The sequence below is a fragment of the Streptomyces sp. NBC_00464 genome (genome assembly GCF_036013915.1).
Lineage (GTDB): Bacteria > Actinomycetota > Actinomycetes > Streptomycetales > Streptomycetaceae > Streptomyces.
In genome coordinates this window covers 7,833,388-7,853,671 of record NZ_CP107899.1, presented here as the reverse complement: position 1 = coordinate 7,853,671, position 20,284 = coordinate 7,833,388, and the positions used below count along the sequence as shown (strand labels likewise).

Genomic DNA, 20,284 nt, shown 5'->3' with positions numbered 1-20,284 from the left:
AACGAGAGCCCTGGCGACTCACCTTGCCACCGCCAGGCAGTAGGCCTCGTCGGTGGCCAGCAGGTTGCGATGGGTGTCCTCGGCCGTGATGACGCCGTCGTCCAGAACGAGGACCCGGTCGGCGGCGTCCAGGACGGCCGGACTGCTGGTGATCACGACGGTGGTACGGCCCCGGCGCAGCTTCACCAGGTTGCGCGCGATCAGCTGCTCGGTGACCGCGTCGACGGCCGTGGTCGGGTCGTGCAGAACCAGGACGTCGGTGTCGGCGGCCAGGGCGCGGGCCAGGGACAGCCGTTGGCGCTGTCCCCCTGACAGGTTCGCGCCGCGGTCGCGGACACCGTGGTCGAGCCCTGTGCGGTGCAGGGCGACGACGTCGGTCAGCATGGATGCTTCGACGGCCTCGGGAACCATCCGGCTGGTACCCGACGGATCGATGTTCGTACGGAGGGTGCCCGCGAAGATCTCCGCGTCGTACGGGTTCACCAGCATGTGCTCACGGACCGCCTCGACCGACAGGTCCGCGATCTCCTGCCCGCTGATCCGTACCACTCCCTCGTAGGCGTGCGGCGGGACGTTCACGGCCAGGACCGACGCGAAGTCGGCTGCCGCGCGCGGCTGGTAGGCGGTGATCGCCACGAACTCGCCGGCGGACACCCGCAACTTCAGCATGCGCAGCGTCCCGTAACGGACGCCGTCGATCTCCAGGTCCCCGCCCGCGGCCGGGCGCCGCGGCCCCGGCGTCGTCGCCTCGGGCGCCCCCAGCACCAGGGCCATCCGCTCGGCCGATGCGCGCGCCATCATCACGTACTTCGGCATCTCCGAGAACATCTTCAGCGGTTCCATGATGAACTGCGCGAGGCCCACCGCCATGACGAGTTCTCCGATGGTGATCTGCCCGTCGAACGCCAGCCAGCCCGCCGTCAGGGTCACCGCGGCGGCCAGCACCGCGTTGAGGGCCTGCGCGGCTCCGGCGTACGCGCCGTTCACCCTGGCGACGGTGACCGCCTGGTGCTTCGCCTCCGTGCTGACCTTGCGGTAGGACACGAACGCCGCGTGGTTGCCGCCGAATCCGTGCAGCGGGCGCAGGCCGGTGATCAGGTCGGCGACCTTCGCGCCGGCCCGCGCCACGCGGGCCTGCTGTTCCTGGGTACTGGCGCCGATCCGCTTGGACATCACACTCAGGATCGTCAGGATCACCACCGTTCCCATGATCACCAGCAGTCCCAGCCGGAGGTCCGCCAGACCCAGTGCGACGGCCGCGACCAGCACCGCGACCAGCGAGCTGATCAGCAGCGGCACCACCTCGATGATGTCGGCGGTCGAGTCGGCGTCCTCGGTGGCGATCGTCAGCACTTCGCCGGACTTCAGGTCGATGTCCCGGTCCACCGGCTGGAGTCCGCATGCCGCGACCTGTACGCGCCAGCGGTGCGCCTCGGTCGTGTTGGCCTTCTGCAGGACGCGCATCCCGAACCGCCACGACAGCGACACGGTCGTGATGATCACGGCCAGCGCGCCGATCGACACCCCGAGCGAGCCGGGGCTCCGATGCTGGAGCGTGTGCTCGACGATCAGGCCGAGCGCGATGGGGAAGGCGGTCTCGCCGGCCTGGTACAGGCCCATGAGGACGGTGCCCCAGGCCATGGCGCCGACGTTGCGGCGCAGCGCGGTCCGGAGGATGCCGGCTCCCTGGAGGGGCCGGCGGGTGTCAGGAGTTCGCATCGAGGTGACCGGCAATCGCTTCGGGGGTTCGCAGGGTGAGCAGGTCTCGGATCGTGATCACTGGACCGTACTCCCGGCGCAGCAACCCGATCAGCCGCACCGCCAGCATGGAGTGGCCGCCGAGGGAGACGAAGTCGCTCACCGCGCTCACCTCGTCGTCGTCCAGGTCCAGGGCCTCGGCGAAGAACTCGCACACCGTGATCTCGGTTTCGGTCTCCGGTGCGCGCTCGGCCCCGGTGGTCAGCACGCCCAGCGGCCTGGCCTCCGGCAGGGCCTTGGTGTCGGCCTTCCCGTTCACGGTCAGCGGGATGCGGTCGACCTGCGCGTAGTGCGTGGGGCGCAGGAAGTCCGGTAGGCCGGCGCCCACTTCGGCGGCGACGGACGCCAGATCGGAGCCGTCGAGCACCAGGTAGGCGGCCAGTCGGTACGCGCCGTCGACCTGCGGGTCGGGCTGGGCGACCGCGGCGGCGAACCGCACCGCGGGGTGCGCGGCGAACGCGGCCTCGACCTCGCCCGGTTCGACCCGGTGTCCCCGGATCTTGACCTGCTGGTCGGTGCGGCCCAGGTACATCAGGTTCCCGTCGGGCCGCCGGATCACCAGGTCCCCGGTGCGGTACATGCGCTCGCCGGGTGTGCCGAACGGGCACGCGACGAACCGGTGCGCCGTCTGCGTGGGCTGCCCGAGGTAGCCGCGCGCGATGCCGACGCCCGACACGTACAGCTCGCCGGGAACCCCGTCCGGCAGGGGGCGCAGCCACGGGTCCAGCACGTACACCTCGGTGTTGTCGATCGCGACGCCCACCACCGGGTCCCCGCACTCGAAGGTGCCGACGCCGAGGGTGTTGATGGTGTATTCAGTGGGTCCGTACAGGTTGTAGCCGGCCGTCCCCTCGGTCTCCGCGAGCCGCTGCCACAGGTTCACAGTGACGGCTTCACCGCCCAGCAGCACCAGAGCGGGCCGCCGTTCGGGGTGGTCGAGCAGTCCCTCGGCCACCAGTTGCTGCGCGTACGTCGGGGTCACGTTGATGACGTCGATCCCGTGCTCCAGGCAGTATTCGACCAGCCGGGGTGCGTCGCGGCGCAGTTCCTCGTCGCAGATGTGCACTTCGTGGCCGTCGGCGAGCCACAGCAGCTCCTCCCACGACATGTCGAAGGCGAACGACACGGTGTGCGCGATCCTGAAGACCCGGTGTCCGTGCTGCGCCAGTACCGGTTCGAAGATCCGGCGCTGATGGTTGATCAGCATGTTGGTGAGCCCGGCGTACTCGGTCACCACACCCTTGGGCCTGCCGGTCGAGCCCGAGGTGAAGATCGTGTACGCGGGGTGCCGCAGGCGGTCCGGATCGTCCGGCGCGAACGTCCGGTACGGTGCGGCATCGGGCAGCGGCCGGTCCAGTTCGATCAGGTCCCCGGTCAGCCGCGGAGACACCGCGCTCACCGTGAGGATCACGTCCGGGCGGGCGGCGTCGACGATCGCGGCGATCCGCTCGTCCGGGTGGTCGAGCTCCAGGGGTACGTACGCGGCGCCGACGCGCAGCACGGCGAACAGCGCCACGATCGAGTCGAGCGAACGCGGGATCGCGAGGGCCACGGTCCGCTCCGGTCCGATGCCGCGCCGGGCGAGCACACCCGCCACCGCACGGCTGCGGTCCCGGAGTTGGGCGAAGGTCATGGCCGAGCCGTGGGCGACCAGGGCGACCCGCTGCGGGTCGCGGTCCGCCGCCCGGTCGAACCGGTCGACGACGGTGTCCGTCCCGATGTCCGTACGTGCGGCGGGTGCGGGCTCCGGACCCGCGCCCGGCAGGGCGCCGACCGGGCCGCTCGACCCGGCCAGGTCCTCCAGCATCCGCAGATAGCCGGCGAGGAGGAGGCGGGCCTGCGCGGGGTCGTCGTCGCGGTGTTCCAGTTTGACGGTGAGCCGGTCGCCGGGCGTGACGACCCAGGTGTACGGGTAGTGGGTCGAGTCGTCGGCCCGCACCGAGGTGATGCCGTGCCTGGCGTTCATCTCGGCGAACGCGTCCAGGTCCAGGAAGTTCTGGAGCACGAACAGGTTGTCGAACAGGGCGTCGTGTCCACTGGCCCGCTGGATCTCGCCGAGCCCGAGGTGCTCGTGCTCCATCGCCTGAACCCTGGCCGTCTGGACGGCCGCCAGGTACTCCCCGACCGTGTCGTCCGGCCGGGCCCGCGTCCACATGGGCACGGTGTTGAGCAGCACTCCGACGATTCCGGACAGGCCCTCGCCCTCCCGGCCCGAGACGGTCACGCCGAACACCGCGTCGGCGCGGCCGGTGTGCGCGCCCAGCAGGAGGCCGAACGCACCGGTCAGCACCGTGTTCAGCGTGACGCCGTGCGCCTTGGCCGCGTCCCGCAGCAGGTCCGACAGCTCGGCGGACATCGTGTGCACGAGCGCGCGCGGCAACTCGTCCGAGACGGGCGGCTGCGGTCCGGCGAGCAGGGTGGGGCCGCTGAGGCCGTCGAGGTGGTCCGCCCAGAAGCGTTCCGCCACGGCGGGGTCCTTGGCGGCGAGCGCGCGGGCGTAGTCCTCGAAGCCCGGCGTGAGCGGGGTCGCGTCCAGGGGTTCGCCCGCGACGACGGCCCGGTAGGCGTCGAACAGGTCCCGCAGCAGGATCTCGCGCGACCAGCCGTCCCACAGCAGGAGGTGGTAGCTCAGGAGCAGGCGGTCGCGGCCGTCGGGCAGACGCACCACGGTCAGCCGGACCAGCGGCGGCTCACCCGGGTCGAATCCGGTGTCACGGTCCCTGGCACGCAGGGCGTCGGCCTCGGCGTCCGTCGCGACGGTGACCGTACCGACGTCGACGCGGCGGCCCGCCTTGAGGACCTGGACCGGATTGCCTCGGTCGTCGGTGGTGAAGCCCGCGCCCACGACCGGGTGCCGGGCGATCACGTACGCCATCGCCTCGGCGAGCGCGTCGGTGTCCAGCCGCCGGTCGAAGGTGAAGTAGCTCTGTGCGACGTAGTGTCCGGCCGTGCCCGCCAGCTGGGCCTGGAAGTACAGGCCCCGTTGGAGGGGTGTGACCGGCGCGGTGCGCTCGGCCGTCGCGGAGGCATCCGCGATGCGCTCCAGTGCGTGTCGCCAGTGCCCGGTGATCTCGTCGGGGATGCCGTCGGCGAGGGTGAAGGCCGCGTGCAGGCTGCCGGTGGTGTCGTCGGTCCAGGCGTTCACCTCGACGGCGTACGGGCTGTTCCGGTCCGCTCCGGTGATGTGCGGCGCGTGGGACTCACTGCCCCTGCCGAGGTAGTTGAACAACACCTGTGGCTGGGCGGTCAGCAGCGGGGCCGTCTGCGGGTTGAGGTACCTGAGCCGGCCGTAGGCGACGTGCCCGTCCTCGTCCGCCTGACGTGCGGCGGCTTCGCGCGCCGCCTCGACGGGGTCGGTGTGCGGCGTGAGCCGGACGGGCGCGATGGCGGTGAACCAGCCGACCGTACGGGTGTAGTCGTGGTGTTCCCGTACGGGGACGCGGCCGTGCCGCTCCAGATCGATCGCGAGATCGCCGGGCGAGGGCTGGACCCGGGTCAGCGCGGTGCGGAGCGCGCCGCACAGCAGCTCGGTGAGACCGACGCCGAGTGCGGCGGGCGCGGTACGCGTCACCCGGTCGCTCACCTCGGGCGGGAGCACGACGGTGGTCTCGCGCAGACCCTCCACGGAGGGCAGCAGCGCGGGCGCCCCGAGCGTCGTGAGCCAGTCCCCGAGTCCGGTCACCTGCGCGGACCGGACGCCCGTCGCTTCGGCGTACTCGGCGTAGGACGTGGTGGGCGGCGCCAGGGGCGCCCCGCGCAGGGCGGTGGCCAGGTCGTCCAGCAGGATCAGCCAGGACACCGCGTCGACGGCGAGGTGGTGCACGGTGACCACGAGGGTCCGGCTCGCCGCGAGCCAGGAGAACGCGATGACGTTCCCGGACTCGGGGTCCAGGCGCCCGGCGGCCTCGTTCGCCGCGGCCGTCACGTCGTCCGTCTCCGCCGTGGCGACGGGGACCTCACGGCCGGGTCCGGTGCTCAGGGCCCAGACACCGTGCTCGACGTGCAGCTTCAGCCGGAGGACCGGGTGGGCGGCCACCACGGCGTTCGCGGCACGTTCGGCGTCGGCGAGCCCGGCGCCGTCGGGGACCACCAGTGCCCTGGCCTGGGCGAACCGGGAGAGCGGGCCACCCAGTTCACGCCGGCGCAGAATGATCGGTGTCGGGACCAGCGGGCCGTCCTCACGACGGACGGGTCCCACCGCCGCGGTCTGCGGCGTACGTGACTCCAGCTCCCGGGCGAGTTCACGCGGGGTCTTGAACAGGAAGACGTCCCGCGGTGCGATCGACAGCCCGAGGGCCCTGGCCCGGTTGATCACGGTGATGGCGAGAATGCTGTCGCCGCCGGCCATGAAGAAGTCGGTGTCGGCGTCCACGCCCGAACCCGGAAGCGTCTCGCCGAAGATGCCGGTCAGCGCGGCAAGCGAGGAGCCGGTCACGGCCTCCTCGACGATGTCCGCCGCCGCATGCTCGGCCAGGGCTCTGCGGTCCAGCTTTCCGTTGACCGTCAGCGGCAGCGCGTCGACCGTCACCACCTGGCCCGGCACCATGTGCGCGGGCAACTTCGCCGCCAGGAGGCCGGTGAGATCGCCGGGCGCCCGGCCCACGACGTGTGCGACCAGGTGGTCGCCGCTGTCCGCCACGGTGACGGCCACATCGACCACGCCGTCGAGCTCCCTGACCGCGGACTCCACCTCACCGAGCTCGATCCGGAAGCCCTTGAGCTGGACCTGGTCGTCGGCCCGGCCGGCGAACTCCAGCTCGCCGTCAAGCGTCCGGCGGGCGAGGTCGCCCGTGTGGTACATGCGGGAGCCGTCGCCCGCGAACGGGTTCGCCACGAACCGGCCCGCGGTGAGCCCGGGCCTGCCGAGGTAGCCGAGGGACACCTGGTCGCCCGCGACGTAGATGGCGCCCACCCGGCCGGGCGGCACCGGCCGGAGCCGGTCGTCGAGCAGATAGGCGTCCAGGCCGGGGATCGGACCGCCGATCGGGCTGACGTCGGCACTGAGGTCACCGTCGGTCAGCACCCGGTGGGTGACGTGGACGGTGGTCTCGGTGATGCCGTACATGTTGACCAGCTCGGGCGAAGCGGTGCCGTAACGCTCGACCCAGCCGCGCAGCCGCGCCGGATCCAGTGCCTCGCCGCCGAAGATGATCCGGCGCAGTGCGGTGACCGGCTCACGGGCATGCCGGTCGGCCTCGATGAACCGGTAGAAGGCCGACGGGGTCTGGTTGAGCACGGTCACTCCGCGCTCGCGGACCAGTTGGTGGAAGTCCACCGGGGAACGGGTCAGCGCGTGGTCCGGTACCAGCAGTTCACCGCCGTGTGCCAGCGCGCCCCACAGCTCCCAGACGGCGAAGTCGAAGGAGTACGAGTGGAACTGGACCCACACGTCGTGCGGACCGAAATCCATGCCGGGCCCGGTGTTCGCGAGGAGCGCCACCACGGCGGTGTGCGGGACGACGACGCCCTTGGGCCGGCCGGTCGATCCTGACGTGTAGATCACGTACGCGGGATCGCGCGGGCCGGGGCCGGCGCCCTTCGGCGCCGGCACTTCCACCTGCGGCAGTTCGTCCCCGAGCACGAGCACCCGGGCCTGCTGGCCCGTCCGGGCCAGCAGGCCGGTGAAGCGGTCCCGCTGCGCACGGTCCACGAGAACAACCTGCGGTGCGGCGTCGGCGAGGATGTACTCCAGCCGCTCGTCCGGGTAGGCCAGGTCCAGCGGTACGTACGCGCCGCCCGCGGTGACGATCGCGACCAGGGCCACGACCTGCTCCACGGAACGCGGAACGGCGACGGCGACGCGACCGCCCGGTCCGACTCCGGCCGCGCGCAGAACCGCCGCCAGTTCGTCCTTCGCGGAGGCCAGTTCGCCGTACGTGAGCGACTCGGTGCCGCCGCCGAGGGCGCACTGGGTGACGGCGACGGAGCCGGGGTCGCGGAGGGCGGCGGCGTCGAACAGTGCGTCCAGGGTCGTCGGGGTGACCGGTGCGGGGCGCCGGTCGAACTCGGCTGTCAGGTCCTCGACCAGGGCGTCCGGCCTGGTGAGCAGGCCGGTGAGGGTGCGGGTGAACGTACGCAGGATCGCCTCGGCGCTCGATTCGCGGAGCAGCTCACCGTCGTAGATCAGGTTGAAGCGCGGGCGGCCGTCGGGGGCGCGCTCCACCACCAGCGTCAACGGGTAGTGCGGGGCTCCCTCGTTCACGATGCCGGTGATGACCAGTTCGTCGTCGGGCCCGCGCAGGGCGGTCAGATCGGTCGCCACGTCGAACACCACCAAGGTGTCGAAGCGGGCGCCGGCACCTGCCTGCCGGCCGATCCTCGCCAGCGAGACGTGCTGGTGGGGCAGCACGGCGCTCTGGTGCTCCCGCACCGAGGCGAGCAGCCCGGAGGCCGTCGTGGTCGTGGCCCACCGGGTGCGTACGGGGATCGTGTTGATGAACAGGCCCACCATGTCCGCGATGCCGGGGACGTCCGCGTCGCGCCCGGACACCGTGGAGCCGAACACCACGTCCTTGCCGCGCAGGAGGCCGCCGAGCGTCACCCCCCAGGCGCTGTGCACGGCCACGCTCAGCGGCACGCCGGCCGACCGGGCGGCCGCGTCAGCGTCGATGTTCTCCGTGGGCTCCACGGCCGTGTCGGCGAACCGGTCGGACGGGGTGTGGCCCTCGGCGACCAGCGAGGGGCCGGGCAGTCCGGCGAGCTGCTCGCGCCAGACGCGGTCGCTCTCGTCCTCGTCGCGTCCGGCGAGCCAGTGCACGTAGTCGGGGAAGCCGCCGACCCGGTACGCGGTCCCCGGCCGGTGGTACTCGGCCAGCAGGGTGCGGAGCATCAAAGGCACCGACCAGCCGTCGGCGATGATGTGGTGCACGGTCTGCACCAGCACGTTCCGGCCGGAGCCGCCGCGAATGAGGGTGTAGCGCATCAGTGGACCGGTGGCCAGGTCGAACCCGGCACGGCGGTCCCGCTCGGCGTGGTCGCGGATCTCGGCGTCGGTGATGCCGGGACGGTCCAGCGTGGTGAAGGGTGCCTCGGCGCCGCTCTCCAGCACGGAGACGACCCGGCCGTCGGCGAGGGCCGTGAACCGGGCGGCCAGGTTGGGGTACAGCGTGAACAGCCGGGTGGCCGCCGCCGCGAGCCGTCCGGCGTCCACTTCGCCGTCCAGTGTCAGCAGCTGCTGCTCCACATAGCTGCCCGCCGAGTCGTCGTCGAAGACCGAGTGGAAGTACAGACCCTCCTGCAACGGGGTCAGCGGCAGGATGTCGTACAGACCGGGGCCGTCCAGGGCGTCGACATCGGACTGCGTCAACGGCACCGGGGCGAAGTCGCTGGGCGAGTGTCCGCCCCGGGTGAGTGCGGCCAGCCCCGCCAGGGCCTCCCGCAGATACTCGCCGACGACGGCGATGTCCTCGTCGGTGAACACGCCGTCGGGCCAGGAGATGGTGGTGACCAGTTCGTACGCACCGGTCGCCGCGGGTTCGGCGATGAGGTTGAACTCCAGGGCGCGCGGCAGGCGCATCCTCGGGTCACGCCTCTCGCCCAGCTGCCCCGTGGTTCCCGCGAGCCGCCAGTCCCCCGAGGTGTCCGAGTCGAAGCGGCCGAGGTAGTTGAACAGCACCTGGGGTGCGGGTGCTTCGAACCGGGTGCCGGCCAGGTACCGCAGGGCGCCGTAGGAGACACCGTTGCTCGGCACGCGGGCGAGGTCCTCCTTGACCGCCTTCAGCGCGGCGGCCAGGTACGCGGGTGCGGTGAGGTCGGCTGCGGCGCCCGGGTCGACGGTCACCGGGAAGAGGGTGGTGAACCAGCCCACGGTCCGCGACAGTTCCGGCTCGAAGCCGGCGGCGTCCGCCACGAACCGTCCCTCGCGGCCGTGGCCCTCCAGCTCGATGTGCGCGAACGTCTGGTCCTGGCCGAGGTCGCGGCGCCACCGGGCGAGGGCGACGGCGAGCGCGGTCAGCAGCACGTCGTTGACGCCCGCGTGGAACATCGCGGGGATCTCGCTGAGCAGCGCCGTCGTGATCTCGGGACCGACGGAGAGCGTCCGCTCCCGCTCCTGGGCGACGGTGTCGGCCTCGGACAGCGCGCGCCTGCCCACCGGTCCGTCCGGTCCGGGCAGGGGACGGCCGAAGTGGGCACGGTCCGCGTCGAACGCGGCGCGACCGAGCAGCTCGGTCCAGCGCCGGAACGACGTGCCGACCGGAGGCAGTTCGACCGGCGCACCCGAGGTGAGCTGCCGCCATGCGGTGGCCAGATCCTCCATCAGGACCCGCCAGGAGACACCGTCGACCACCACGTGATGGACGACCACGACCAACTGCCGTGCCTCGCGGCGCCAGACGGCACGCAGCATGACGCCGTTGTCCGGGTCGAGCCCGTCGGTGGCGAGTGCGACGCATGCGTCGAGCGGCCGGTCGCTCTCCTGCCACCCGGCGACGGCTCCGGCCGCCTCCGGTATGTCGAAGCTCCAGTGCTCCCCGCGCACCAGCCCGGCCCGCAGCATGTCGTGGTGTCGGACCAGGGCGGTGAGGATCTCGTCCAGGGCGCCGTAGGTCAGGTCCGCCGGGGTGTTGAGCACGACCGACTGTACGAAGCCGTCGACGGCGTCCGTGGTCCCGCCGAGCCACTGGACGATGGGCGATCCCACGACGGGACCGGTCGCCACGTCGTCGTCCTCCACCGCGGACGGGTCCTCACGGCTCGCGACCGCGGCAAGGGCGCCCACGACGGTGTGGGTGAAGATCTGGCGTGCCGTGACGTGGAGACCTGCGTCGCGCAGCGCGCTCAGCAGGGAGATCGCCAGGATGCTGTCCCCGCCGAGGCGGAAGAAGTCCTGGTCTACGCCGACCTCGTCCAGCCGCAGCACCGCGGCGACGGCCGAGCAGACGATGCGCTCGTTCTCCGTGGCGGGCGCGAGGACCGGTCCGGCCGATGTCACGGGTTCCGGCAGCGCGGCGCGGTCGAGCTTGCCGTTGGCGGTGAGGGGGAACTCCTTCATGACGACGGTGTGGGCGGGCACCATGTACTCCACCATGTGCGCGACGGCCCACGCCCTGACCTCGTCGGCGTGCAGGTCCTCGCTCCCGGCGGCCGGGATCACGTAGCCGACCAGGTAGGTGCCGCCCGCCGTGTTCTTCCTGGCGACGACGCAGCTGTGCCGTACGCCGGGGTGTTCCGCGAGACCGGCCTCGACGTCCTCGATCTCCAGCCGCATGCCGCGGATCTTGATCTGGTTGTCGGCCCGCCCGAGGAAGTCCAGCGAGCCGTCCGGGGCGAACCGGGCGAGGTCGCCCGTCCGGTACAGCCGGGAGCCGTCGGCCGCGAAGGGGTTCGCCACGAAGCGGGAGGCGGTGAGGCCGGGCGCGTTGACGTACCCGCGCCCCAGGAGGAACCCGCCGACGTACAGTTCGCCGCCGACCCCGACCGGGACCGGGCGCAGTTCGTCGTCCAGTACGTACAGCTGGGTGTTGGGGTTGGCCTTGCCGATCGATGTCGAAAGGCGTTCCGCCGCGCCCCGGTAGATGACGTGCGAGACGCCGATCGTCGTCTCGGCGGGGCCGTAGCCGTGGTACATGGGGATGTCGAGGCGGGTACGGAAGCGCTCGTAGAGCTCGGGGGTCAGCACCTCGCCGCCGCACCACACGTGGCGCAGGCTGTCCAGCCGTCCGGAGTCCCCCGCCATCTCCAGCAGGACGTCCAGCATGGACGACACCAGGTACGTGAAGGTGACGCGCTGCTCGGCGATCACGCTCAGCAGGTGGTGCGGGTCGCGTTCGCCGCCGGGCCGCAGGACCACCAGCCGGCCGCCGCACACCAGCGGCAGGAAGATCTCGTTGATGGAGATGTCGAAGGACAGCGGCGCCTTGAACAGGGACGCGTCGTCGTGGCCGAAGTGCAGGATCTCGTCGACCTGCCACAACAGGCGCTCGCTGATGGCTTCGTGACGGATCATCGCACCCTTGGGCCGGCCGGTCGAACCGGACGTGAAGATCACGTACGCCAGGGCGGGGCCGGGGACGGCGACTTCGGGCCCCTCGCAGGGGTGGGAGGCGAACCTCCAGTCGTCGAGGTCGACGGCCACCGCCTCCGGCTCACCCGGGCCGTGCTCGCCCGAGCTGTTGAGCTGGAGCACGGCCCGGGCGTCCTCGACGACGACGGCCCGGCGCGCGGCGGGCCACACCGGATCGAGCGGAACGAACGCGCATCCCGCCCGGAGCACAGCGAGCAGCCCGATGACCATGTCCGCGGAACGGGCCAGGGAGATGCCGACGACCTCTTCGGCGAGAAGTCCGCGACCGGTCAGATGGTGGGCCAACTGAGCCGAGAGCTCGTCGGCCTGACGGTAGGTCAGTGAACGGTTCCCGTCGACGATCGCGACGGCGTCGGGCCGCGCCCGCGCCTGCTCGCGGAACATCTCCACGATGGTCGGGCGGACCCGGCCGGCCCCGGTGTCGTTCCACCGGGCCAGGGCCTCGATCCGCGCGGCGATGTCGGAGGGGCCGATGGTGCCGAGGGGCCGGTCGGGGAAGCCGGCGAGGTCGTCCAGGGCGAGCTGGGCGTCGGCCGGAGAGACACCCTCGGGGACGGCGATGCTGTAGCCGTCCGCACCGATCCCCCAACCGCCCGCCCCGGAACCGGCGTTGTCGACCCATCCGAGGACATCGGCGAACAGGGTGCCGGGGGTGAGGTCGATGCCGTCGGGGCTCCGGCCGGTCGCCCAGTAGGACAGGCCGATGGCACACGCCGTGACGATGGTCCGGTCGCTGTAGTCACCGGTTCGCCGGCGCAGGCCGGCCAGACCCGATTCAGAAAGCAGTGCGGGACGAGCGCCCGGTTCCATCATCGAAGACTCCGCTTCCCAGTCCGAGGTGTTCAACTTAGCCTAGCCTAACTAAGGTTCACCTAACTACCCTCTCGCCAGGCCCGCCACAGCCGTGCGTACCGGCCCCCCAGCGCCACCAGCTCCTGGTGCGTCCCCTGCTCCACCACGCGTCCTTCGTCCAGCACGGCGATCCGGTCGGCAGCCATCGCCTGGGTCAGCCGGTGCGCCACGAACAGCGTGGTCCGGCCCGCGCACGCGGCGAGCACACCCCGCTCCAGCTCGGCTGCGCCCTCACTGCCGGCCTCCGCCGTCGACTCGTCCAGAACCACCACCGGCGACCGGGCCAACACCAGCCGGGCCAGGGCGATCTGGGCGACCTTGGTGACGTCCAGGCGCTCGCCGCCCTCGCCGACCATGGTCCGCAGCCCGTCCGGCAGGGCATCTGCCCACACTCCCGCACCGACCGTCCGCAGCGCGTCCATCAGCTCGTCGTCGGTCGCCTCCGGCGCGGCCAGCCGCAGGTCGTCGGCGAGCGGACCGGAGAAGACATGCGTCTCCTGCGTCAGAATGCTCACCAGGGCCCGCGCCCCCGCCTCGTCCAGGCAGGCGAGGTCGTTCGGCCCGATGTGCACCGAGCCGGTCTGTGGTGTCCCGATGCCCGCGATCAGCGCGGCCAGGGTCGACTTGCCCGCACCCGTCGCCCCCACCAGCGCGAGAGAGCCGCCGGCCGGAATGGTCAGGCTGACATCCCTCAGGACCGGGTCCTCGGCATCGGGATAGCTGAACGTCAGCCCCTCCACCATCACTCGGTACGGCGCGGAGTCCGCCGGTGCCACGGCGGCGTCGCCCACCAGGCGGCCCTCCGTGTCCTCCCCCAGCACCCCGACCAGCCGGGTCAGGCTGGCGCCCGACTTCTGCGCCTCGTCGAACGTGAACATGATCGCGCCGAGCGGGGTGAACAGCCGGTGGAACATCAGCGGGGCGGCCGACACCTCTCCGAGGGTGGCCGCGTCGCCTTCCAGCAGGGCGTATCCGACCAGGAGGATCAGGACAAGACCGATGAACTCGGCGCGGTTCTCCCTGCCGACGAAGCGGCCGAAGAACCGGAACACCTCGATGCCCAGCTCGCGCACCCGCCAGGACTCGCTCGTGACCTTCTCGCGGAACGCGCCCTCCAGGCGGTAGGCCCGGACCGTGTCGATTCCGTTCAGACCGCTGATCAACGCCTGCGCCCGGTCCGCCTGGGCCGCCCGTTGCTTGCGGTAGAGCGGCGCGGAGCGGGGCAGGTACCAGCGCAGGGCAAGTGCGTACGCGGGCAGGGCACCCGCGCCGGCCAGGCCGAACCGCCAGTCGAGACCGAACATGCCGGCCGTGGCGATGGCGACCAGCACCCCTGCGGTGAACACGGTGGGGATGGCCGACCGGATACCCCGGGACAGCACGGCCACGTCGTCGCCCACCCGGGAGAGCACGTCCCCCCGGCCGACCTGCTCGATGCGCGCGCTCGGCATCCCCAGCACCGCGCGGACGGCGCTTTCCCGCAGCCGGGCGAGCAGGTCCGCACCCAGCCGCCCGATCAGGTACGTCGACCCCGCGGTGGCCGCCGCCCCGAGCAGTGCGGCGGACACCATCAGCACCCCGAGCCGGACAAGGAGCGAACGCGATTCGCCCTCGACCACCCCGTCGACCACCTGGCCGAGCAGAAGCACCGGGAGCACCTGGAGCGCCGCCCCGGCCACCGTGGTGAGCACGGTGGCGGTGGCCAGCCACGGCACGTCACGGCAGTGCGCCGTGATCCATCGGGTGGCCTCACCCCCGGTCGCCGTGCGCAGGGTCGCCGGGGCGGAACGGGTGCCGGTGGTGCTCACACGCGGGCCGGGGCGGACCGGCCGAGGGTTTCGGCCGACGTCACTGGTCGACCGACTTGACGAGCTCGTCGATCGCGTACGGCATCGACAGCAGGGTGCCCTGGGAGATGGCCGCGCCCACTGCCGGTCCCTCGCTGTCGAGCAGGTACGACACCCTGCCCTCCTTGACCACGGACAGGTTGTTGAAGAGCTCGGACTTCTTCAGCGCCTCCTGGTCAGCCTTGTCATTGATGACGAAGACGCGGTCGACGTCGACGAGGTCCATGCGCTCCGGGGAGAGCGTGGTGTAGAACTTGCCGCCCGCGATCTTGTCGATCTCCGTCGCACCCTTGAAGCCGATGCCCGTCACCAGCCGTCCACGTACGTCGGTGGTGGTGAACGGCGCCACGGACTTCTCGTACCAGGAGAGCGCGACCCCGGTCTGCTTCGCGAACTCCGGGTGGGCCTTGGCGGCAGCGTCGAGCTGCGTCTGGACACCCTTGACCATCGCGGCGCCTTCGGCCTCCTTGCCGAGCGCCTTGGCGATGTGGAGCGCGTTGTCCTGCCACGGCGCGCTGAAGGGCTCCTTCTCGGCCTTGGTACGGCCCACCGTCGGGGCGATCTTCGACAGCTTGTCGTACGCGGCCTGGTCGACCTCGGAGTAGACCGCGATGATCAGGTCGGGCCGAAGGGCCGCGATCTTCTCGTAGTTGGGGCCCGTGTCACCGTTCTTCATGATGACCTCGGGGCGGGCGTCACCCCACTTGTCCTTCACCCAGGGCCACTGGGTGTTGATGTCGGGGGTCTTGCCCGCGGGGTTCGGGTACTGGTCGACCATGCCGACCGGCTTGATGCCGAACGCAAGAATGGTCTGGTCGTCCGTGTAGCCGACCGAGACGACCCGCTTGGGCGCCTCGGTGATCTTCGTGGATCCGAACGCGTGCTCCACGGTCACCGGGAACGCGCCGGAAGCGGCAGCCGGAGCCTTGTCGCTCGCCTTGTCCGCGTCGTCCGCCGAGTCTGAACCGCATCCCGCCAGAAGGCCGACGCCGAGGGCCGCGGCGGACACCGTCGCCGCCAGCCGCCGCCAGGGCTTCGTGAGCATCGTTCTATGGGTGAGCATCCGGATTCCCTTGCTTTCGCACTGTCCACTGAGCCCCTTTGTAAGGGCAGCCAAACCTTACCCCGACTGAATGAGGGCAGCCTAGCCTAACCAGCACATTTCCCTTGTCCGAAACCTAGTTGAGATGAACATGGGTGCGGCCGATCGGCACGATGAGAGGCCGGTCGCCGACCGGGTCGTCGATCACCATGGCGCGCAGCCCGAACGCCTCGTGCAGCAGCTCGGCGGTGATGACGTCACGGGGGTGACCCTGCGCCAGGATCTTCCCGTCCCGCATCACGACGAGGTTGTCGCTGTAGCGCGTGGCCAGGTTGAGGTCGTGCAGCACCATGACCACGGTGCATCCCGACTCGTGCAGGTCGTCCACCAGGTCGAGCACATCGATCGCGTGCGCCAGGTCCAGATAGGTGGTCGGTTCGTCCAGCAGCAGCAGGTCGGTGCCCTGAGCCAGCGTCATCGATATCCAGACGCGCTGGCGTTGTCCGCCGGAGAGCGAGTCGACGGGGCGGTCGGCCAGGTCGGAAACCCCGGTCATGGCCAGCGCCTTCGCCACGACTCCGGCGTCGTCCGACGACCACTGCCGCAGCCAGCTCTGGTGCGGATGGCGCCCCCTGGCGACCAGATCGGCCACCGTCAGTCCTTCCGGGGCGACGGGGGCCTGCGGAAGCAGGCCGAGCTTCTTCGCCACGTCCCTGGTCCTGAGCGCGGCGATGTCCTCACCGTCCAGTACGACCGCACCCTTGGCCGGCTTGAGCAGACGCGTCAGGGTGCGCAACAGGGTGGACTTGCCGCAGCCGTTGGGACCGATGATCGTGGTGATCACGCCCTGCGGGATCGCGACGTCCAGACCGTCGATGACGGTCCGGCCGCCGTATCCGACCGTGATACCTCTGGCCGCCAGCCTTGAGACGTCCCGGCCCACCGGCTCGACCTCGGTGATGGTGTGGTGAACGGCCACAGGTCCCCCTTTGTCCGGGTAGTCCGACTCGTCTGTCATCTATCTGAGGTTCGCCCGCACCAGCAGGTACACCAGGAAGGGTCCGCCGATCGCGGCCGTGACCACACCGACCGGGAGACCGATCGGCAGAGCCGAGCGCGCCACCAGGTCGGATCCGGTCAGCAGCAGCGCGCCGACCAGCCCTGAGGCCACCATCGGCGGTGTCGGGCATCTCGCCAGACGCATCGCCACCTGCGGCGCCACCAGCGCCACGAAGGGGACGGGGCCCGCCGCGCTCACGGCCACCGCGGCCAGCAGCACCGCGCACAGCAGCAGGACGGCCCGGACCCTTGTGTACCGGACGCCGAGCCCCGCGGCGACCTCGTCACCGAGATGCATCGGTTTGAACTGGAACGCGACGCAGGCCACGACGGCCAGCAGGACGAGCGAGCACCAGAAGGCCACCCGGACCTCGTCCCACGACCGGTTGTCCAGCGAGCCGACCAGCCACGCCTGGGCGCGCGCCACATCCCTGATGTCGGCCGAGACCAGCAGCCATGTCGTGACCGCCTCCGCCATGGCGCTCACGGAGATACCGATGAGGATGAGCCGGAAGCCGTCGATCCCGCGCCGCCAGGCCAGGAAGTACACCAGCAGGCCCGCCCCAAGACCGCCCGCGAGCGCCGCCGCCGACACGCCCACGGAGCTGACGACCGCCGCGGCGGTCCCGCCCGACACCGTCACCAGGAACACCGCGACGACGCTAGCGCCGCCGGTGATCCCGAGAATGTCCGGGCTGGCCAGGGGGTTGCGCGCGACGGACTGGGTGATCGCCCCGGATACTCCGAGCGCGATCCCGACCACGAGGCCTGCCAGAGCACGCGGCATGCGCAGATCCATGATCACGAACTCGTCGACCGGCTCGCCCCTGCCGACGATCGTGGCGATCACCCGGGAGAGACCGATGGGAAAGTCCCCGACGCCGATGGAGAGGCAGAACACCAGGAAGGCCGCGGCCGCCAGCACCAGCGTGACCAGCACGATCCAGGGCCGCCATACGAACGACACCTGGCCGAACCTCACGCCGGGCGCCAACGAAGGCTTCGTCTCAGTCACGTTCACGCACTCCTGAACTTTCCACGCCACACCAGCGCCGCGAAGAACGGGGCGCCCAGGAGGGATACGACGACACCCACGTCCAACTCGCCCGGCCTCACCACCAGTCGGCCCACGATGTCGCAGACCAGAAGGACGACGGCCCCGAGGAGACCCGCGTACGGCACCAGCCAGCGGTAGTCCGGCCCGGTCAGATAGCGGGCCAGGTGCGCGACCATGAGCCCGAGAAACGCGATGGGGCCGCACGCCGCGGTCGCAGCGCCCGCCAGCAGGGTGATGGCGAGAATGCCGACCGTCCGGCTCAGCGCGATGTTCACGCCCAGCCCCCGTGCCACGTCGTCGCCCAGGTTCAGCAGGTTGAGCGACGGCAGCATGGTGAGCGCCAGCACCAGCCCCACGGCAACGAACGCGGTCACCGGCCAGATGATCTCGAAGTCGACGCCCGCGACGGAGCCGGCGTTCCAGAACCGCAGCGCGTTCAGCGACTTCTGGTCCGACAGCGCGACGGCGGTCGTCATGGCCGCGAGGAACACGGTGATGCCCTGGCCGGCCAGTGCGAGCGTCAGCGGATTGCCGGCGCCCCTGCCGATGCTCGCCAGTCCGAAGACCACGACACCGGCCACCGCCGCCCCCAGGAAGCCGAACCAGACGTACTGGAACGGATCGGTGAAGCCGAACACAGCGATGACGGACACCACGGCGAACGAGGCGCCCGCGTTCACCCCCAGCAGCCCGGTGTCCGCGATCGGATTGCGCGTGTAGCCCTGGATCAGCGATCCGCCGACCCCCAGAGCGACGCCCGCCACGACGGCGAGCACCGTCCGGGGCACCCGCACGGTCTGCACGATGAGCCGGATCTCGGTGAGCCGCTGATCGGATTCCGGTGCCGCGAACAGCCCGTGCCACACCTCGGCCGGACTCAGCGATCGGGCACCCACGGCCAGCGACAGCGCTCCCGCGATCACCAGGGTCGCAAGGAGCGCGGCCATCCCCACAACCCGCCTCCGGCGGGCCGTCGTTGTTCCCCGGGGAGCGGGGCGCTCCACTGCAGTCGTGCTCATGTCGGCGTACGTTATCCCTTTGATCCACTCGGACGGCACGGTGGTCCGCACCGTGGTGACCGTGTCAGCGCGGCGAGCCGCCGGCGACCGGCTGCGCCTCGCCGACAGCGGGTTCGGCGCCCCGGTCGAGCAGCGAGTCCAGGATCTCGCCGACCCTGATCGCGGTGTTGGACAGCAGAGCAGACGTGATGCCGTGCGTGTGCTCCGTACCCCCCTGGAGGTAGATGCCGCAGCGCAGGGCGGAGTCCGTCGCTATGCGGTAGTCCCGCTCGACGCGGACGCGGCCCTCCTCGTCCCGCAGGCACCGTTCCGCGACGTCGCCCAGGAGACCGAGCGGGTCGGCGGGGCTGTAGCCGGTGGCGAGCACCACGACGTCGGCGTCCAGGACGGTCTCCTCTCCCGTGACGAGGGACCGGACGGTGGCGCGGGCGTGGTCCGGCGTCTCCTTGACCTCTTCGAGGCGCGACACGTTGAGGAAGCGCAGCCGCTCCGTGCCGAGGACCTTCTCCTGGTACATCTGGCGGTACAGATCGTCGATCAGGTCGATGTCCACCACGGAGTAGTTGGTGTTTCCGTGGTAGTCCATCAGTCTGCGCTTGACGCCCTCGGGGGCGGCGAAGTACTCGTCGACCGCCCCGGGGTCGAAGATCTTGTTGGCGAAGCTGCTGTCGTCGGCGGGGCTGTAGCCGTAGCGGGAGAACACCGCGCAGATCTCGGCCCCGGGGAAACGGCGGTGCAGATAGGCGACGTTCTCGGCGGCGCTCTGCCCGGCGCCCACGACCACGAACCGCGAGGGCGAGGTGCCCTCCAACGTGTCCACCTTCGCCAGCAGTTCGGAGTTGTGCCAGACGCGATCGCCGCGCTCCACACCCTCCGGCACGAGGGGGCGCAGTCCGGTGCCGATGACGAGGTTGCGGGCACGGTGAACCGTGAGCCCCTTCCCCGACCGGACCGTCACGTCCAGGTACTCCACGTCTCCGTCGTGGACGACGGGCGTGACACCGACGACCTCGTGATCGTAGGAGACCATGCCGCCGACCTGTGCGGCCGCCCACTCGAAGTAGTCGTGGAACTCCACCCGCAGCGGGAAGAGGTTCTTGTGGTTGATGAAGTCGATCAGCCGCCCCTTGCTCTGCAGATAGCAGAGGAAGCTGAACTCACTGGACGGGTTCCGGAGCGTCACCAGGTCCTTGAGGAAGGAGACTTGCATCGTCGCGTCGTCGATGAGCATGCCGCGGTGCCAGCCGAATCGCGGCTGCTGCTCGAAGAAGTGAGCGCTGACCGCCTCCTGGCTGCCACTGCGTGCGTTGTGCTCGCTGATCGCGATCGCCATGGCCACATTGGACGGCCCGAAGCCGATGCCAATGAGGTCGTGGACCGGTGGTGCGTCGCCAGGACGAACCTGTGACATGTCACTCCCATCGTGCGGGGAAGCCGCCTGTCAGGTGTGGGGAAAACGCGAGAGACGGGCACGCCGATGGAGCGACCCGATGGAACTTAGGTGAGCCTAAGCTAATCCTCCGGCGCTGTCGATAGACCAGAACCGGACAATCAGGGCGCCGCGGCCGGCCAACGGGGGTGCCACGCGAGCCCGTTGCGCGATTAGGTAAGGCTTGCTTTACTAAC

General features: G+C 70.9%; 8 protein-coding genes. All 8 read right to left on the bottom strand.

Annotated features, from left to right (window positions below):
- Positions 1–18 precede the first annotated feature (18 nt).
- The 8 genes from OG912_RS35190 to OG912_RS35155 all read right to left on the bottom strand — a co-directional run bounded on the left by OG912_RS35190 (position 19) and on the right by OG912_RS35155 (position 20,069).
- The gene (locus tag OG912_RS35190) at positions 19–1,719 is read right to left on the bottom strand and encodes an ABC transporter ATP-binding protein (RefSeq protein ID WP_327712857.1); all 1,701 of its coding nucleotides are present in this window, start codon (positions 1,717–1,719) and stop codon (positions 19–21) included.
- Complete coding sequence (locus OG912_RS35185) at positions 1,706–12,595, bottom strand: non-ribosomal peptide synthetase (RefSeq protein WP_327712856.1); 10,890 nt, start codon at positions 12,593–12,595, stop codon at positions 1,706–1,708. The genes OG912_RS35190 and OG912_RS35185 overlap by 14 nt, the downstream gene beginning before the upstream one ends.
- A 59-nt stretch (positions 12,596–12,654) precedes the next feature.
- Positions 12,655–14,442, bottom strand: a complete 1,788-nt coding sequence (locus tag OG912_RS35180; protein ID WP_327712855.1) for an ABC transporter ATP-binding protein — start codon at positions 14,440–14,442, stop codon at positions 12,655–12,657.
- Positions 14,443–14,482: 40 nt separating this feature from the next.
- On the bottom strand, positions 14,483–15,544 hold the full coding sequence (locus OG912_RS35175) for an iron-siderophore ABC transporter substrate-binding protein (protein WP_327712854.1): 1,062 nt from the start codon (positions 15,542–15,544) through the stop codon (positions 14,483–14,485).
- 115 nt (positions 15,545–15,659) lie between these two features.
- Entirely contained in the window at positions 15,660–16,541 is an 882-nt protein-coding gene (locus tag OG912_RS35170; protein ID WP_443061053.1) for an ABC transporter ATP-binding protein, read from the bottom strand.
- Positions 16,542–17,603, bottom strand: a complete 1,062-nt coding sequence (locus OG912_RS35165) for a FecCD family ABC transporter permease (protein WP_327712853.1) — start codon at positions 17,601–17,603, stop codon at positions 16,542–16,544.
- Positions 17,600–18,658: a FecCD family ABC transporter permease gene (locus tag OG912_RS35160; RefSeq protein WP_327712852.1), complete on the bottom strand. Its 1,059-nt coding sequence runs from the start codon at positions 18,656–18,658 to the stop codon at positions 17,600–17,602. Before OG912_RS35160 ends, OG912_RS35165 begins: the two co-directional genes overlap by 4 nt.
- Positions 18,659–18,722: 64 nt before the next feature.
- Positions 18,723–20,069: a lysine N(6)-hydroxylase/L-ornithine N(5)-oxygenase family protein gene (locus tag OG912_RS35155; protein ID WP_327712851.1), complete on the bottom strand. Its 1,347-nt coding sequence runs from the start codon at positions 20,067–20,069 to the stop codon at positions 18,723–18,725.
- Positions 20,070–20,284: the final 215 nt, after the last annotated feature.

What these genes read in the sequence shown, in the direction of transcription:
- OG912_RS35170 (WP_443061053.1), bottom strand. Translation starts at nt 16,541, where the DNA reads ATGACAGACGAGTCGGACTACCCGGACAAAGGGGGACCTGTGGCCGTT.
- OG912_RS35190 (WP_327712857.1), bottom strand. Translation starts at nt 1,719, where the DNA reads ATGCGAACTCCTGACACCCGCCGGCCCCTCCAGGGAGCCGGCATCCTC.
- OG912_RS35155 (WP_327712851.1), bottom strand. Translation starts at nt 20,069, where the DNA reads ATGTCACAGGTTCGTCCTGGCGACGCACCACCGGTCCACGACCTCATT.
- OG912_RS35160 (WP_327712852.1), bottom strand. Translation starts at nt 18,658, where the DNA reads ATGAGCACGACTGCAGTGGAGCGCCCCGCTCCCCGGGGAACAACGACG.
- OG912_RS35175 (WP_327712854.1), bottom strand. Translation starts at nt 15,544, where the DNA reads ATGCTCACCCATAGAACGATGCTCACGAAGCCCTGGCGGCGGCTGGCG.
- OG912_RS35185 (WP_327712856.1), bottom strand. Translation starts at nt 12,595, where the DNA reads ATGATGGAACCGGGCGCTCGTCCCGCACTGCTTTCTGAATCGGGTCTG.